Genomic DNA, 16,608 nt, shown 5'->3' with positions numbered 1-16,608 from the left:
AATCTCTTTAAAATTTAAATAGGATAAATAATAAAGCAATGAATATTTCTATTCTGATCTTTGGGAAAAATAATTTTATCGCCACACTTCCAGATCAGATCCGTTATGCGGCTGCTTTTAGTGTAGAAGTTATAGACAATTTGAATCAAGCAGTGTCGCGGATTAAAATAGCGCCCCCCGATATAATGCTTGTGCAGGCTAGCTTGGATGGCAGTATGGAACTGTGCAATTGGTTGAAAGAGCAGACAAAATTATCTTGGATATATTGTATTTTATTCGAGGATCGTTTCCAACAGCTTACTGATAGAAATAAGGGTTGGCATAGAGAATTAGAGATGAGTGCTGCGGCCCTAAAGCAAGGAGCAGATGCTTATATTTGGCATCTTATTGATGAGAAAACAGGCCATAATTTAGCAGAGTTGACTGCCAATCATGGATTAATACTTGCTCAATTGACTGTTGGCTTGCGAAAAGCACAAAAATATCGAGATTTGATTCGGACAAATGATATGTTATCTGCGATCGCCTTAGCCGATTCGTTGACAGAATTAAATAATCGTCGTGCTTTAGAATGGGACTTACCCAGGCAAATTCAAAGAGCTAGAACTCAAAAAACTTCCCTGAGTTTGATTATTCTGGATGTAGATCATTTCAAGAAAGTTAATGATACTCACGGGCATTTAGTAGGCGATCGCATTTTGCAAATATTATGTCAGCGTTTGCGACACAATCTGCGCTGTCAAGACACAGCATTCCGCTATGGTGGCGAAGAATTTGTGATTCTTCTGGCTAACACTACCGATGAGGAAGCACTATTAGTAGCCCGTCGTCTTAATCGCGTAGTTAGCGATGAACCATTTGCACTCAGTAATAAACTAACTATTAATATCACCATTAGTCTGGGCACAGCTAGTCTGCAAGCTGATGATGATGAACAAGGAGAGAGTCTGCTGAATCGTGCCGATCAATGTCTCTTACAGGCTAAAAATGCTGGGCGTAATCGGGTTATTCACTCAAACTACCTATCTCATGTTTCACATTTGAAAGTTGTTTCTTCATAATTTGTCATTTGTCACTTGTCATTAATTCTTCCCTTACTCCTCTACTCCCCCACTCCTAACTCAGCATGACAATCTTCCACCGAAGCACGTTGTCGCATAGCATTAACTAAAGCTTCGTAACTAGACCAATTTTCTTGTAGTAGGGTTTTTGCTTGGAGAGCATGAAACCGCAGTTTCTGTTGATAAACTGATTCAGAAAAGCCCAAAACTGTCAAGACTCCAATCAGTTTGCTTTTATCATCAGATCCACCCTCAGCATTATCAAAAACTAGGGTTTCAGCAGCAATACCCGCCATCCAAACAGTACAGTAGCGGTCTAGCATTTGGGCACTGATTTTACCCACTTCTAATTGAGAAGCTAATTCGCCATCATCAAAGCTGACACCGCCTTGCCCAGGTTGCCCCTGTTTCCAGGCTTCCCAAGCGCTGAGTGTGTAGCCGGTAACGGGAATCCCTAGTAGGTAAGCAACCAAAAAATGTCCTGCTTCGTGGTGGACGATGCGATCGCGGTGTTCACTTGAAAAACCAGCAATCCAATCTAAAAAAATAGTACCACCCTTGCCTTGCAAGCTAAAACTATCTAATGTAGCTATGCCTAAGATAGCGAAGGTTGCAAGTGCTGGTACTGCTGGCGATAAATTCAAGAATGGCCCCAGCAGTACCGATAGGGTCATGAGAAAGATAGATATTGCAACTAAATTTAAGGTAGTCTGGCTCATTGAGAGTTTTCTGAGAATCTGCTTAATATTTCTTTATTATGATGCGATCGCACACCTTCTGTATCAAGTGTCTCTACAAATCCCTTGACGACGTAATTTCCCCATGAGAATTTGACTATCAGTGAAAAAATCTTACAAATATGGATATTTTGCATAACAGCAATAAGTAAGCCTGATTCATAGTAAGCGGTTTAAAACCTATAGATTTTGCCGTTTGCAGATAGACAAAAATAAATGCTGTTAAATATTTTATGTGAAAATTTAAAATCCAGATTTTAGAGGTAAAATTACCTGTTATTGTTCTTACCTTAAATTGACACAAAAAGTTATGAAACCATACCTCCCTCAGAATGATCCTGACCCTACAAAACGTCAAATATTGCTAGAGAGAAATCAAGGGGAGTATGAATTTGATTACGACTTTTTGGTACCTATGGCAATGCTAAAAAATGTACCTTCTATAGAAAACTTTTCAACTAAGTATATTGCTGAACGGACATTAGAGACAGCAGAACTGCCTATAAATATGTTAGCCGTTAAAACCCGTTCTTTATGGGACCCTTTAGATGAATTGCAAGACTATGAAGACTATTTTCCAGTTTTGCCTAAACCTAATATTATCAAAACATACCAAAGTGATGACTCTTTTTGTGAGCAACGGCTTTGTGGGGCAAATCCTTTTGTTTTACGTCGAATTGAGCAGATGCCAGATGGCTTCGCCTTTACCATTTTAGAATTGCAAGAAAAATTTGGTGACTCTATTAACTTAGTAGAAAAACTTGCGAATGGAAATTTATATGTAGCTGATTACAGAGCGCTTGCGTTTGTTAAAGGAGGTAGTTATGAAAGAGGTAAGAAGTTTTTACCAACCCCTATAGCTTTCTTTTGTTGGCGCAGTTCTGGTTTTAGCGATCGCGGTCAACTAGTACCGATTGTTATCCAAATCAACCCCGCAGATGGCAAACAGAGCCAGCTAATTACACCTTTCGATGACCCTTTAACCTGGTTTCATGCCAAGCTTTGTGTTCAAATTGCTGATGCTAACCATCATGAAATGAGTAGCCATCTGTGTCGAACTCACTTTGTTATGGAACCCTTTGCTATTGTCACAGCCCGTCAACTAGCCGAGAACCATCCCCTTAGCTTACTGCTAAAACCCCACTTCCGTTTCATGTTGGCTAATAATGACTTGGCTCGTAAGCGCCTAATTAGTAGAGGTGGGCCTGTTGACGAATTGCTAGCCGGAACTCTGCAAGAGTCATTGCAAATTGTCGTTAACGCATATACAGAATGGAGCTTAGATCAGTTTTCCTTACCTACTGAACTAAAAAATCGGGGTATGGATGATCCAGACAACTTACCTCACTATCCCTATCGAGACGATGGCTTATTATTGTGGAATGCCATTAAAAAGTTTGTGTCTGAATACTTGCAGATATACTACAAAACTCCCCAAGATTTAGCAGAAGACTTGGAATTACAAAGTTGGGTGCAGGAATTAGTTTCCCAATCAGGCGGACGAGTCAAGGGTATTAGCGACCGCATCAACACATTAGACCAATTAGTTGATATTGCTACTGCGGTTATCTTCACCTGTGGGCCGCAACACGCTGCTGTTAACTACTCACAATATGAATATATGACTTTCATGCCAAATATGCCTCTTGCTGCTTATAAACAAATGACATCAGAAGGCACTATTCCTGACCGTAAAAGTCTATTATCATTTCTGCCACCGTCAAAGCAAACTGCTGACCAATTATCGATTTTATTTATCCTGTCGGCCTACCGTTATGACAGATTAGGGTACTACGATGATAAATTTTTAGACCCAGAGGCTCAGGATGTTTTAGCTAAATTCCAGCAGGAGTTGAATGAAGCAGAGCGGGAAATTGAGTTGAATAACAAGAGTCGTTTAATAAATTACAACTATCTCAAACCAAGGCTTGTGACTAATAGTATTAGCGTGTAACTGAATATCATTGCAGTTGATTAGACATCTCCAAAAAGTGTGACAGCTTTTGGAGATGTTTTTGTTTAGTAAGATGCTTGCAGCTATGAGTTGAAAAAACGGTTAAACAATAGTGCATTTATTGAGAATGACTTCTAGCTCATTGTGTATTTGCTCAAGTTCTTGGCGCTTTTGGTAAATCCACATTTTTTCAGACTCGCGTTGTTCTAGAGTTTCGTTGTGAACTTTTTCTTGCTGTTCTAGGAGGTTTTCGTAAAGTGCTATCGCTTCTGCAATGACTCTACTGGATGATTTAACTCGGTTTTCAAAGACTGAGCCAACAATTTCATCTAACTTTTCGGATATTTTATCCATTGACTCATCGAATTTTTCAAATCCTAGTTCAAAAACTTTACCTTTTATTTGGTCTTTTATTCCATCAAAATCTAGCATCCCAAAACCAAATGAACCCGCAATTGCAGCAGCTACACTTGCAACAATTACGGCAATAAAACCAAGTCCTGTAAATACTATTAATCCAGCTGCCAAAGCACCACCTATTCCAACACCACCGCCAAATCCTCCCATACCAGTAAAGTCATCATTTATACCATTAATTGAAATTTTTAGTTGTTTGCTAAAATTGGTTTGTATGTTCTCGTCTAGGCTGTTAAATTCGCCTTGAATTGCATCTAGCTCATAAGCAATACTAATATCTAAATGCTTAAGGTTTTCTTGTAAAATTACCTCTTTAAGTTTCGTATTTCCCCATTCATCGATTTCTGTTGACAAATCTCGAATAAATTGATTTGTATAATCTCTGATGAGTTTATCCTGGCTAAAAACAGGACTGTGTTCAGAATACCAACGTTGACTTTTGTTAGCTAGGCGATCGCCTAATCCTTCACGCCATTCATCCCAAGATTCAGCAATTTGCTCAAATACTAGGTATATAAGTTGATCTGCCAATATACGGATTCTGACATCGCGCCCACTGGCTTCTCCTATTTTTTCTAAAACTTTATGTTTTTCTGCTTCAGAAATTTGAATTTTTCTGTCTAAAGTATCTTGAGATTGATAAAGCCCATCTAAACCTTTTTCGACAACTCTATTTATTTGACTAATAGAGTGCTTAATTTTTACTATTCCACTATCAAACGTCAAAAACTTCTCAATAGACCGGGTAAAATTTTGGAAGTCTTTCAAATAGTCATCTTCAGTTCCCTGTAAAATTGCATCCAGCGCAGCTTGAGCAGAAATAAAATGAACGCGGTTTTCACCTGTAACTATAGGATTTTGACCTTTTACAAATCTTTCGATCCTCTGTTGCACTTGCTCACGTCCCTTTTCGGTACGCACTAAATCTATAAAATTTCCTACTACAAAAAGATTGTTAGCAGGTTCATTTTCTTTACCATGATTTAGTTGAGTTCTCACATCCTGGAGTAAGTCGCGTTCTAGCTGAGTTAGAGAACGCGAGGCATTAGTTAGGAATATCACTGCATCCGTATCCTTCAGGACTTTTTGAGTAATGGCGGTGCGATCAGGGTGTTCGTTTAATCCTGGGGAATCTATAATTTCCACTCCACTGCTACATAACTCTAAATCAGGATGCTCAAAAACAATTTCATCAATTTCATCGTGTGCTAGTTCATCACTCAGACATCCAAGTGCTGCATCTTCTGAAATTGTTGCCTTTAGTTGATATTGCTCAAAAGGAATTTCTTCTTCACGCCCATCTTTATAACGACAGACTACCCGCTTTTGCGTTCCATATTTTAAAACTGTTACCATACCACTACAAGGAATCTCTCTCACAGGTTGAATCTCTTCACCTAGTAAGGCATTAAGTAAGGTTGATTTTCCTTGGCTAAACTCGCCTAAAACTGCTAACCTAAATTGCTGAAATTTTACTTTTTGAGATATTTCCTCTACTTCCTCTATCAAAGTGTGAGGCAAGAAGCCACGATTGGTACAGTCTTGAATTATCTGAAATAATTGATAACAACAATTATCTACTTGTTTACGATATTCTTGGAACTTTTTCAATTCTCCGTAAGATCGATTTCTGTGCGGTTTAGTTATTTTGTGTTCTGATTTAGCAGGTAGAGCGGCTAACATATCACTTGCAGCCTTAATAAATATAATATCTAGTTGTTGAAATTGAGCAGGATTAAGTAAAAAATGTACTTCATTTAAAGCAATAGGCTCTATATTTATTTGATGAGTAAAACCAGCCTCTAAAACTACTAAATGTTGTGGTTTAATGCCTAAGTGTTTGGCGACTATATCCAGATATTTTTTCTCGCGGGTGTCAATTTCGCTATCTGCTGCTGACATTTCATAGCCAAAGCTAATCAACAAAAGCTTTTCTGATTCTGAAAGCGGAGCCGCCAATGCTAATAAATTATTAACTTGCTTATAAACTTGATTTTCTTTGACTCCCTTAATCATCAAATGTGTCAACTTACGCACATCACTTTCTGGAATACTAAATCGATAAAGGGTTGTTAGTAAACGTTGCTTTTCTGACTCTGCTACTGTGCCATCTACAAATATCACTCCCAGCAGCACCGTGACTAAATTTGCCAGAAAAATAACGGGTGGCGTGAGATTTTTTGGAGTCAGTTTTTGCCCGGTAATCTGCGACAATAGCTCAACAGTCTGAGAGCTAACTAGTGAAGTATCCATAAAGCTATATAAGGCGATAAGTTGTCAGACTTAGTATGCCCAGATTTAGACAAAATTAATTAATATACCGAATAAATACGGTTATCTTTACTTTTTTATACCAGTTAGGCTCAAGAGAATTAGCTTTTAGCAACCTAAAAATATGCTGTTCCAATTTGCGCCTGCAATTCAAGCTGGTATTGAAACTGGTAAATATCTACAAGTCTTTAGCAATGGAGTACCTTTAAGCATGGCTAGAGATGCAGTTAGTGGGCAGTTTATTGCCCATGCTATTGGTGCTACAGTCAACAACAGCCCTTTATCTCCACTGGTAGCAGCTTCAAATTTACTTATCAGTGGGGCGCAGATGTATCAAACTCAGCAAGGCTTTACAGCAGTACTGAATGGATTGCAAACTATACAGACTAGCTTGGGTGTGCTGCAAGCAACTACAGCCTTAATTGGTGTAGGAACAATAGCAGGTGTTGCGTTGACAGCAGTCAACCTACACCAAACAATGAAATTAAGAAAAGAAGTAGAGCAAATGAGACTGGAAGTCAAAAACGGCTTTATTGACTTAAAACAAGCTTTAAAAGACCAAGGAGTAGAAATTAGACAAATAATCGAACAAGTAGCCCAAGATATCAAATTTGAACAGCATCGCACAGCTTTAGTGAGGGCTTATGGAGTGTTTATCCAGGCGATGAACCGCTTCCGTTCAGCGATGCAATTGCAAGATTTCAGCCGGAGAAATGCTGAGATTGATGGCGTGAGGGGAATGTTATTCGCAGCTTTAGCGGATTACAGTAATCCCCATTTACTAGAAGAAACCTGTGCAGCTGGTCAGCTACGCAGACTTGAATGCGCTTGGGCAATTGAACAGGCGATTGTTGCAACTTATCAAGTGCAGAGTGAAGTTTCAGCAGTCAGCGATCGCCTCATCCTACTCCAAGATAAAATCCGTGAAGATGCTCTCACTGTGATTAATCGTTGCGAATCACATGATGAGCTTGATTTTCTCTTTCCCGAAATTATTCGCATTAAAAATCATGATTTAGCGGTATTGGATTCATGGCAAAATCATGTTGATTGGATGCAATCACTTCCTTCATCAGATTTAAAACTTTTAAGTAGCGCTGATTTTAATAGTACAGATACTCACTATTCCACAATCAATTTAGCAGAACCAGTAGAACAATTAATGTATGAGAGTTTAGCTGAAAAATCTCATTTCTATTCACTTCGTGACCAGTTGTTATTTCTATTCGATCCTGAACTACGTCGAGAGTACGAAGTTTATATTAGTGAACAAGCTGGAATTACTGGTTATAAAACATTAGTTACATCTCATTTGCAACAGGCATCAGACTTAACTGTTAGTAATCTTTATTACTACTTTAAAATCAGAGATGAATCGAAAGATGAGACAGAGTTAGTTTCATCTAACTAAACCACCTAGGGCAATTCTTGAAATAACTATTCTTAAAGTCCGCATAGGCGGACTTTGTTTGTACATACAGTAGATTTCAATTTCTCTACGAGAGGCTACGCCAATGTAAGGTACAGAATACTACTGGTCTATTACCATAGACTAATAGAAAAACTCACCCGTTCACAGTGGGATTGTATTATTAGGGGTCTAAACACATTGTTTGTCTGTCTCTATCCTAGTTCCAAACTTGTCACAGCAAAGACGCGATCAATAGCTAAATTAGGAATTTCTTTAGTGTACATCCGAGCAGTTTGAAAGACTGGCTCAAATTGGTAACGTTGAACTAGGTTAATTGCTTGTACATTTGCATCGGGTACATCAAAAAACACTGGAGCATGAGGATTTTCTGCAAGCAAGGCTTGAAATAATGCTTCAGCAATCTGTTCGTCATTAGCAAACAGTGGCCCAATCCGAAAACCTGTATAGGCAGGCCGGATAACTCCGTAACCAACAAGATATCCATTTTTGAGAAACCCGAAAGCAGTACTTTCTGGCTGTTCAATCCAATGTCGCAGAAACACTGGACGCTTAGAAGGAAAAAGTTGGCAATCGTAAGCCACCAACTCTTCAAAAGGCACTGTTTTAAGGTCGATGATACCAGCAGGCATAACACCGCCACCCACCCCTTGATAACGAATATTCTTATAAGCGATTTGGAAACCAGACTTTTTGTAGTTATCTTGTTGAGCTACTACACCATCCAAGCCAATGTTACGATCGGCACCGAGATAGTCGATTGCTGTCTTCCAAATTTTCATACCCAACCCCTGCCCACGAAACTGGGGTTTCACAATATAAAAACCTAGAAAGCCAAAGTGTTGATCGTAAGCAACAGCAGAAATACACCCCACTGGCTCACCATTCAACTCGCCCAATAAAAAACCGTTCTTTTCAGTTTGATAAAAAGATTCAGCATCATATTTTCCTGGATTCCAACCTTCGCTTGCTGCCCAAGTAATCGCCAAATCAATTTCCGACCTTTTCATTGTGCGGACGATAAAGTTGTCAGGGAGCATAATATCTTATTACTATGAGGTTGTTAACTATTTAACTTTGCTTTTGCAAACCCAGCGATAGCTCTTAATATTTTTATACTCATCTCTTGTAAAATTACATTTGTTCTGATATAAAATCAATCACTCGAATACTACTGTTCTATTACCATAAACTAATACACGATTTTGTAAGTGCGATCGCACTGCTCTTGCTAATACAACTCTCTCCAAATCTTTGCCTTTTCTCACTAAATCATCCACTTCATCACGGTGACTGACTCGAACTACATCCTGTTCAATAATTGGCCCTGCATCTAAATCAGCAGTGGCATAATGAGCGGTTGCACCAATAATTTTAACACCGCGTTCAAAAGCTCGGTGATAGGGGTTTGCACCGATAAAAGCTGGTAAAAAGGAGTGATGAATATTAATAATTTGCGAAAATTGATTAATAAAATCTGCACTAACAATCTGCATATATTTTGCCAATACAACTAAATCTATTTTGTACTGGCGGAGTAATTCTAGTTGTTGAGCTTCTTGCTCCGATTTATTGTCTTTAGTGATGGGAACGTGCTGAAAGTCAATATTAAATTGTTCTGCTACTACCTTTAAATTAGCATGATTACTAATAATTAAAGGGATTTCAGCCACAAATTCTTTAGCACGTTGTCGCCAAATTAAATCAAATAGACAATGGTCTTGCCGACTTACCCAAATAGCAATGCGTGGTACTGTATCAGAAAAACGTATTTCCCACTTAGCGCTAAGAGGTTGTGCGATCGCATTAAAAGCTGGGGCAATAAATTCACGCGGCAAATTAAACCCCTCTAGCTGCCATTCAATACGGGTGAGAAATAAGCCAGCAGCAAAGTCTGTATGCTGATCTGCATGGATAATATTACCACCGTTAGAATAGATGAAATTGGCAAATTTCGCCACTAGTCCCCGTTGATCTGGGCAGGAAATCAGCAATGTTGCTGTGGGATTTGTCATCATAATATCGCCAGATTTGGAATTAATTATTTGCTGTTTGTCGGAGTCGGTTTAGGAATGGTGAGCGGAGGAAGTTTCTGACTATTGTCTACAGGTTGCTTCCACTCTGATAATTCCCGATTCACGGCATTTGCAAAATCTGTAGATACCAACAGCACGTTTATATTTCCATCGGGTTTAGCAGCAGGGTCTGCTTGAGCATATAAGAAACGTCCGTTAAAGTTAGCTTTACCCAAAATCAACTGATGGTTTTGCCGATTTTTTAAGGTGATATTGATAGTTGCTGGGGGTTCATCTAAAGCAAATTGCCCAAGCTCTTTTGGTGGAGTTGATAAGGTGCGATCGCTCTTACCTTTGACTAGTAAATCCATCAAATAAGAAACAATAGCGTCATTTGCTGGGCCCGGTACTGGAGATTTTATTAACCACTTGGGGTTACTACTAGATTCAGGATTACGTTCCAGATTCAGGGTGAGTTTTTTTGTTTTAACTGTTAGAGATTGCACATCATCGGCGGCAAAAGAGAAAATTTGCTTATTTTCCTCTTTGGTTTCTTCTCGCACAGTCGCACCCCGAATCTCAGAGAAGTAAACAAAACCACCTAAACCCAGCGCTAGCAGTATCAAAATTAAAGTCGTTCTCGGCAATTTCATTTTTTAGTCATTTGTCATTGGGACTGAGGGAGAATTCCTAACTCCTAACTTTACCGTCGTTTCCACCAAATAATAACTGCGATCGCAAACCCAATTAAAGGTAAAAGCAACAGAGACGACAATATTAAAAGATTGCCTTGTGTGGTTGTCAGGGTTATCCGACGGTTTTTTGGTTCTTTGGGGCGAATGGAAAGGGGTTGCTGATCCTGTTGACTCAGCCAAGTAACTGAGTTGAGGAATACATCTCCATTTAATTGCTGTTGAAACAAGCCATCGGTGGCGAAATCAGAATTTCCTAAAACTACTAACCTTGACTCGGTGGCTGTTTGCGATGAGGGAGTTGAGGAAGGAGTGGGAGTAGAGAGGGCAGGGGAGGCAGGGGAAGCAGGGGGAGCTTTTCTTTGAATGGTTGGTGATGGTAGGGGTGAAGGTGTCGGTGCAGCTTGGGGAGTTGAAGCAGATTTAGCTGCTTGTTTTCTTGTTAAGGCTACGCCCAAGGTTAGAGGCCCTTTCAGGTCTTTATCTGCATTAAACTCCAATTTTTCGCTTTGGAGGTCGCTTTCTGCCCAACTGTTCGGGTAGGGTTTGGTTCGTAGCAATGGAGTAGCTTGAACACCAGGTACAGATGTAATTTCCAGGGGTCGGGCAATGGGATAAAAAGAATTGCCGTTACCGAAATCCTTGGTAATCGGATGTTGCCCGTATTCTGTGACTAAGGGTGCAGCAGGACCAAGTCCCACGACGCTTTCGCCAGAGACATCGACTGCTAAACGATTATCCAGACGAACACCCCACTCTTGTAACAAGCTGTTAAGTTTGGGATTGGTATTAGGATCGATCATCAGCAATAAGTTACCGCCGCGATTAAGATACTCTTGCAAAGCTTTGACTTCGCCTTCAAATAGCCCTCGCTTGGGGCCAGCTACGATCACAACAGACGCATCTTCAGGAACTTTGGAAGTTTCTCCTAAATTCAGTGGTGATGTTGTGAAATTTTTGTCGCCTAATCCCTGAACTGCTTGTGATATTGCACCTTTACCAGCCGAAAGTTGGCGTTCGCCATGACCTTGGAGTAAGTAAACTTTAGCTGTGGTTGAATTTGTTAGTTGTTGCAGGCGACTAGTTAATCTGATTTCTGACAACCGCTCATTTTGATTTACTGTTTGTACTAATTGCCGTTTATCTCCAGATTCTAAATAAACTTCCCCGTAATCTTTAACGCCAAACTTTTCTGCAAGTCCTGGTCTAGCTTGGGGGTCAATGTATTCATATTTAAATTTTGAGCTTTGCCGCTGATAATTTTCTAGTAATTCTCGGTCTTGAGGATTTTGGTTAATATCAAACACCCACACCTTAACTGGTTGTGGTAAAACACTCACCAATTCTCGTGACTGGGGCGCAAGGGTAAACAATTGGCTTTCTGTTAAGTCTGCCCGCAAGTGGTAGCGAGTCCCCAAAAAGTTAATCAATCCCAAAATTGCCAACACTGCTAGAGTTGCTACTAGGGCATTAGTCCCAGCTTGGGTAGAACGACGTTTCCACCAGTTAGTCTCATAGCTTTGCCATATTATCCCCAACCCACTGATTACAACTCCCGCAATCAGAAATACTAATGGAATTAGTCCCCACTGTTCAGAAACTAACCCAACTGTTAAGCCGACAGCAATTAGGAACGGGCCCAACCAAAATAGATATTTCCACAGTTTCTTCTTTGCAACTATCTTCATAATGATTTGTCATTTGTCATTGGTCATTTGTCAAATGACTACTGCCTTTGAAAACGCAGTGCATCAATTGATTGAGCGGTCAGAAAGATGCCTAAAAAAATGTAACTAGCAAATAAAATTAAGGCGCTGGTATCAAAAATCCCTTGAGTTAAGGTGTTGTAATGTTTCAACAATGATAAATAACCTAAAGCTTCACCCACTGGACCAGGGACAATTTTGGCGATTAAATCAATCAATAACAATAATAAAATTACTGCAAACGTGAGGACGGCAGACAAAATTGTGCTGTCTGTTAAGGAAGAAATAAACATTCCTACAGATAATATTGCTGCTGCTAGTAAGATTAATCCAAAATGACCCAACAAGGGAATTGAAAGCGCCATTGGTGGATTTGATCCACTAATGGCGATCGCTTCAAACACTAGCATGGGTACAACCATTGTGATAAAAAATGTTAGCACGCCTAATAACTTACCTACTGCTACCGCCCAATTGGTGATTGGTGACGTGGCTAATAGTTCTAAAGTGCCGCGTTTGCGTTCTTCGGCATAGAGTCCCATCGAGAGTATTGGCAAGATAAACAACAATAGCCACCCCATACGATCCAAAAATGCTCGAACAAATTCGTAGGGGACATCTATCGGTGGTGTTGGCACTCCGAGTTGTTGACCTTGTGCATCTATTGCCGCCACTCCTAGCAAAATGCCATCTGGCCCTAGCAAAATCATCACGAAGAATAACCCGGCGATGAACCAAAATATGCCTGCGATCGCATAAGCCAAAGGTGATACAAAATAACTCTGTAACTCTCGGCGATAAATGGCAATAATATTACTCAGAACTACACCCATTTACGCTGCCTCTCCTTCGTTGTCTGCTGCTAAGTCTACCTCAGTCTCGAAATTCTTTTCTTCTGTGGTCAGTTGCAAAAACACATCTTCTAAGGTAGCGTTAACTCGCCGCAGTTCATGTAAACCAAAGCCTGCACGCACCAAGGTTGCAACAATATCCTTTCCTGGTTCTTTTCCCGGTTGCGATATCACCCGCAGGTAAGCGCGATTTGCTTGTGGGTGATGACCTCCGGCGGTGGGAATTGATTCGATCAGACTCACACCCGCGACATTTTGCAATACCTGTTTCGCTAGGGCAGCTTCTCCTTCTATTTCCAACTCATACCCGGAACCGCCTGTCAACTGAGTCATCAGGTTTTCTGGTGTATTAGTTGCCACAACTTTGCCGCGATTAATAATAGCGACGCGGCTACAAGTCATGCTCACTTCTGGCAGAATGTGCGTCGAAAGAATAATTGTATGAGTCCCAGCGAGGCTTTTAATTAAATTCCGTACCTCAATTATTTGTCGGGGATCGAGTCCAACGGTGGGTTCATCGAGAATGATCGCTGGTGGATCGTGAACGATCGCTTGAGCAATTCCTACACGTTGGCGATATCCTTTAGAGAGTTTGCGAATAATTACCCGCCGCTTATCTTCTAAGTTGCAGCGTTTGATAGCGGCTGTTACCTTGTTGGGGCGATCGCCTGCTGGAACTCCCTTAATCTGGGCAACAAAATGCAAAAATCCCTCCACAGTCATGTCTGGATATAACGGCGGTGTTTCGGGTAAATAACCAATTCGTTGGCGTACCGCTAGAGAATTTTCATGGACATCATAACCAGCAATGCGGGCATTCCCATTTGTTGCTGGTAAATAACCTGCCAGAATCCGCATGGTTGTAGTTTTACCAGCGCCATTTGGCCCCAGAAGCCCTAAAATCTCCCCAGGTTCGACACTAAAAGTAACATCAGTAATCGCTGGGGTGGAACCGTATATTTTACTTAAATGCTCAACTTCGATCATAAAATCTCATACACAATATCAATTCTTTCAGCCTTTACTCCCTTAGAAATGCTCAAATACCCTGGTTTCTGTATTTGAACACAAATTATTAGCATAATTGCGTACTCAGCAATTATGTTCAACTCTGGGAGCGAGAATCTACCTCTATTATGTCTAAAGTAAATAACTCGCACCTGGCTAAAGGCTGAAGTGGGAGCTTTCAGAAGTCTGTCTTTCTTAAATAATCATTTTCATGAAAATTATTGTTAAAAATAATTCTGAAGACACATACTTTATACCCAGATTTAAGCTAGATTTAACCTATTGTTAACCTATTGACTTGATCTAGCTATTGGGTAATCAGGTAAATGACTAAAAATATTAGTAATCGTGAAAAATTAAATATTGTCGCTAAAGTATCTCCTAATTTAATCTTTACAGAACAAAGCAACTAAGATGGCACAGTCAACGAAGTTACAGCCCTCTGGTGGGTTGCAAATAGTTCATGTAACTACTGGGCGCGTGCGATTCCGCACCACTGACAGTAGTTTGAACTCAATATTAGACAGCATAGCTCAAGATTTACGCTCTTTAGAGGGAGTGACGGAAGTTGCTGTGAATGGGCAAACTGGCAGTTTGGTAGTTAATTTTAATGAAGACAAGCTCTCATTACCGCAAATTTTGGCGCTAAAATCCGATATTGAGATCCAACAGCCGCAAGCTTCATCTGATTCACCTAGCAAAACCGATCCCTTTGCAGCTTGGAAATCGCCTTTATTTTGGAAAGAGCAGGGTGTTTCCTTAATTCCGATGATGACAGGCTTGGCGGTAACAGGAGGGTTAGGAATTCATGGCTGGGTATCGATTCCAGTTTATATGATTGCGGCGGATGCAACCCGTGGTGTAATTGGTTATCTTGGCTCTCAAGTTCCGACATCAGAAAAAAACGACGGTAATAATACCAGTTCTGCGATATCGGAATTATCAAAAGAGGAATGCCAATCTACTATCCAACAAGAAAAGTCAACAAATAATCTTAAGAAGGCTAGCGAGGTGGCAGCAGCTGCAAAGATTGACTATAGCGTAATCCATGCAATTAGCGGACGTATTCGCTTCCATGTGCCAAAAATCGCTCAAGATCGAGCTTATGGGCGGCGACTTGAGAGAATAGTGAAAACCGATGCTGAAGTTACAAGTGTGCGGATGAATTTTGATGCAGCATCGATCGCGATCGCTTATCAGTCTCATGATATTCCATTATCTTATTGGGTGAGTTTGATGGAATTAGCGTTGGAGACAAACCCACCAATGCAGCCAATTACAACGGCTAACCAACCCCTCCAAGAAGTTAGTCAGATGAATCAAATTACAGACGCAACAACGTCACATCAAACAAGTTTAAATGTTAGTCAGACTCCTGAAGTTATCAACTCAACAACAGCAAGCGAAATAAATTCAGAGTTATCCAGTTTGTGGACTAACTTAAAACCGCCTGCGATGTTTTTCTCATTAGGCATTATGGCGAACTTACCCTTGGAAACCTAATATACAGTTTCAAATTGCGGAATACTGGAGGGGAATTATGGCTGTTTTAAATTTAGAATCGATAGCAGATTTAGACAAAAAACCAGAGCCAACAGTCACAGACAAGATTAATTACCCAGCAACGCCGCCTTCAAGGGTAGTACATAGCATTATTTGTGCATTTCCTGGACAAGTGGCGTTTTGCATCCCTCAGATTTGCGAAGATCCAAAATATGTGGAACGTCTTGTTGCCTTGCTTGCTAATGAGCCTTTGGTAATAGATCGGCAAGTTAATAATACTATGGTAGGGTCAATTGCCATTACCTATAAATCTGATGTAGTGTCAGATGTTGATATGCGATCGCATTTGGCTAATTTGATTCAGTTGGCTGGTAATGAAAAAGTAGTACTAGCAACTGCAAACCAATTGAAACCATACTCAGCGTTAGTGGCAACAGAAGACAGGCAGGATAGAAAGCCAACAATGCAACCACAGAAGCAGAAATCAGCAACATTCTCTTTATCTTCTGCGGATGCATCAGTCTCTAAGACTAAAAACAATTCGGTATCTTCGGCTCATTCTGTAATTCAACAACCAAAAAAACCTGCAAAAGTAGCTTATAGCATTGCTCATGCAATTCCCGGAAGAGTGCGGTTTCGTGTGCCTCGAATTGCCTGCGATCCCAAATATGTCCAACGGTTAGAGGCATTACTCAAATCAGATTCGACAGTTACCAGTGAGCGAGTTAATAGCGCTGCGAGATCAGTTGTCATTACCTATAAAACTGGAATGATGCGGGATTCTCAGAAGCGAGTGCAAAGCTTTTTGTCAGCAGCAATATCTCATCTAGCCAGTCTAATTGAATCTGTAAATGATCCCGCCACAGCGATAAATTAGCTCAGAAATCCAGCAAATGATAAATAACCAAACTGTTGATAGCTAATCAATCTCGCAGGATTGGTGGCTAATTTGCTCTCTATACCC

13 protein-coding genes are annotated in these 16,608 nt (G+C 40.3%); 5 read left to right on the top strand and 8 right to left on the bottom strand.

Going from position 1 to position 16,608, the window contains the following annotated elements:
* The first annotated feature begins 38 nt into the window (after window positions 1–38).
* Window positions 39–1,061: a GGDEF domain-containing protein gene (locus NPUN_RS02855; RefSeq protein WP_012407349.1), complete on the top strand. Its 1,023-nt coding sequence runs from the start codon at window positions 39–41 to the stop codon at window positions 1,059–1,061.
* A gap of 41 nt (window positions 1,062–1,102) precedes the next feature.
* Here NPUN_RS02855 and NPUN_RS02850 read toward each other — a convergent pair whose 3' ends face one another.
* Entirely contained in the window at window positions 1,103–1,780 is a 678-nt protein-coding gene (locus NPUN_RS02850; RefSeq protein WP_012407348.1) for a hypothetical protein, read from the bottom strand.
* A gap of 328 nt (window positions 1,781–2,108) precedes the next feature.
* Here NPUN_RS02850 and NPUN_RS02845 point away from each other — a divergent pair, with 328 nt between their 5' ends.
* Window positions 2,109–3,752: a lipoxygenase family protein gene (locus NPUN_RS02845; protein WP_012407347.1), complete on the top strand. Its 1,644-nt coding sequence runs from the start codon at window positions 2,109–2,111 to the stop codon at window positions 3,750–3,752.
* Between the two features lie 102 nt (window positions 3,753–3,854).
* Here NPUN_RS02845 and NPUN_RS02840 read toward each other — a convergent pair whose 3' ends face one another.
* Window positions 3,855–6,422: a dynamin family protein gene (locus NPUN_RS02840; RefSeq protein ID WP_012407346.1), complete on the bottom strand. Its 2,568-nt coding sequence runs from the start codon at window positions 6,420–6,422 to the stop codon at window positions 3,855–3,857.
* Between the two features lie 142 nt (window positions 6,423–6,564).
* On the opposite strand from NPUN_RS02840, the gene NPUN_RS02835 reads away from it, so the two are divergent.
* Window positions 6,565–7,851 (top strand): hypothetical protein, encoded by a 1,287-nt coding sequence (locus tag NPUN_RS02835; protein WP_012407345.1) that lies wholly within the window; start codon window positions 6,565–6,567, stop codon window positions 7,849–7,851.
* Window positions 7,852–8,063: 212 nt separating this feature from the next.
* Here the strand turns inward: NPUN_RS02835 and NPUN_RS02830 are convergent, their stop codons facing one another.
* The 6 genes from NPUN_RS02830 to NPUN_RS02805 form a co-directional block, all read right to left on the bottom strand.
* Window positions 8,064–8,879 carry a GNAT family N-acetyltransferase gene (locus tag NPUN_RS02830; RefSeq protein ID WP_234711036.1) on the bottom strand — a complete coding sequence of 272 codons (816 nt, stop codon included), beginning with the start codon at window positions 8,877–8,879 and terminating at the stop codon, window positions 8,064–8,066.
* A 150-nt stretch (window positions 8,880–9,029) separates the two neighbouring features.
* Complete coding sequence (gene purU, locus NPUN_RS02825) at window positions 9,030–9,884, bottom strand: formyltetrahydrofolate deformylase (protein ID WP_041565151.1); 855 nt, start codon at window positions 9,882–9,884, stop codon at window positions 9,030–9,032.
* 26 nt (window positions 9,885–9,910) lie between these two features.
* Window positions 9,911–10,537, bottom strand: coding sequence for a DUF4340 domain-containing protein (locus tag NPUN_RS02820; RefSeq protein WP_012407342.1), 627 nt, complete (start codon window positions 10,535–10,537; stop codon window positions 9,911–9,913).
* Between the two features lie 50 nt (window positions 10,538–10,587).
* Window positions 10,588–12,264: a GldG family protein gene (locus NPUN_RS02815; protein WP_012407341.1), complete on the bottom strand. Its 1,677-nt coding sequence runs from the start codon at window positions 12,262–12,264 to the stop codon at window positions 10,588–10,590.
* A gap of 38 nt (window positions 12,265–12,302) precedes the next feature.
* Window positions 12,303–13,115, bottom strand: coding sequence for an ABC transporter permease (locus tag NPUN_RS02810; RefSeq protein ID WP_012407340.1), 813 nt, complete (start codon window positions 13,113–13,115; stop codon window positions 12,303–12,305).
* Window positions 13,116–14,120: an ABC transporter ATP-binding protein gene (locus tag NPUN_RS02805; protein ID WP_012407339.1), complete on the bottom strand. Its 1,005-nt coding sequence runs from the start codon at window positions 14,118–14,120 to the stop codon at window positions 13,116–13,118.
* A 435-nt stretch (window positions 14,121–14,555) separates the two neighbouring features.
* Between NPUN_RS02805 and NPUN_RS02800 the strand changes: the two genes are divergently transcribed.
* Both NPUN_RS02800 and NPUN_RS02795 read left to right on the top strand, forming a co-directional pair.
* Entirely contained in the window at window positions 14,556–15,644 is a 1,089-nt protein-coding gene (locus NPUN_RS02800; protein ID WP_012407338.1) for an HMA2 domain-containing protein, read from the top strand.
* Window positions 15,645–15,681: 37 nt separating this feature from the next.
* Window positions 15,682–16,521, top strand: coding sequence for a hypothetical protein (locus tag NPUN_RS02795; RefSeq protein ID WP_012407337.1), 840 nt, complete (start codon window positions 15,682–15,684; stop codon window positions 16,519–16,521).
* The last annotated feature ends 87 nt before the right edge of the window (window positions 16,522–16,608 follow it).

Source organism: Nostoc punctiforme PCC 73102, from assembly GCF_000020025.1.
In the GTDB taxonomy this organism is placed as follows: domain Bacteria; phylum Cyanobacteriota; class Cyanobacteriia; order Cyanobacteriales; family Nostocaceae; genus Nostoc; species Nostoc punctiforme.
The sequence above is the reverse complement of the archived record's forward strand: the minus strand, read 5'-3'. Positions and strand labels throughout refer to the sequence as shown.

Bases quoted from the DNA above. Each gene is read 5' to 3' on its own strand.
- NPUN_RS02855 (WP_012407349.1), top strand. From the start codon at position 39: ATGAATATTTCTATTCTGATCTTTGGGAAAAATAATTTTATCGCCACA.
- NPUN_RS02850 (WP_012407348.1), bottom strand. From the start codon at position 1,780: ATGAGCCAGACTACCTTAAATTTAGTTGCAATATCTATCTTTCTCATG.
- NPUN_RS02845 (WP_012407347.1), top strand. From the start codon at position 2,109: ATGAAACCATACCTCCCTCAGAATGATCCTGACCCTACAAAACGTCAA.
- NPUN_RS02840 (WP_012407346.1), bottom strand. From the start codon at position 6,422: ATGGATACTTCACTAGTTAGCTCTCAGACTGTTGAGCTATTGTCGCAG.
- NPUN_RS02835 (WP_012407345.1), top strand. From the start codon at position 6,565: ATGCTGTTCCAATTTGCGCCTGCAATTCAAGCTGGTATTGAAACTGGT.
- NPUN_RS02830 (WP_234711036.1), bottom strand. From the start codon at position 8,879: ATGAAAAGGTCGGAAATTGATTTGGCGATTACTTGGGCAGCAAGCGAA.
- purU (WP_041565151.1), bottom strand. From the start codon at position 9,884: ATGACAAATCCCACAGCAACATTGCTGATTTCCTGCCCAGATCAACGG.
- NPUN_RS02820 (WP_012407342.1), bottom strand. From the start codon at position 10,537: ATGAAATTGCCGAGAACGACTTTAATTTTGATACTGCTAGCGCTGGGT.
- NPUN_RS02815 (WP_012407341.1), bottom strand. From the start codon at position 12,264: ATGAAGATAGTTGCAAAGAAGAAACTGTGGAAATATCTATTTTGGTTG.
- NPUN_RS02810 (WP_012407340.1), bottom strand. From the start codon at position 13,115: ATGGGTGTAGTTCTGAGTAATATTATTGCCATTTATCGCCGAGAGTTA.
- NPUN_RS02805 (WP_012407339.1), bottom strand. From the start codon at position 14,120: ATGATCGAAGTTGAGCATTTAAGTAAAATATACGGTTCCACCCCAGCG.
- NPUN_RS02800 (WP_012407338.1), top strand. From the start codon at position 14,556: ATGGCACAGTCAACGAAGTTACAGCCCTCTGGTGGGTTGCAAATAGTT.
- NPUN_RS02795 (WP_012407337.1), top strand. From the start codon at position 15,682: ATGGCTGTTTTAAATTTAGAATCGATAGCAGATTTAGACAAAAAACCA.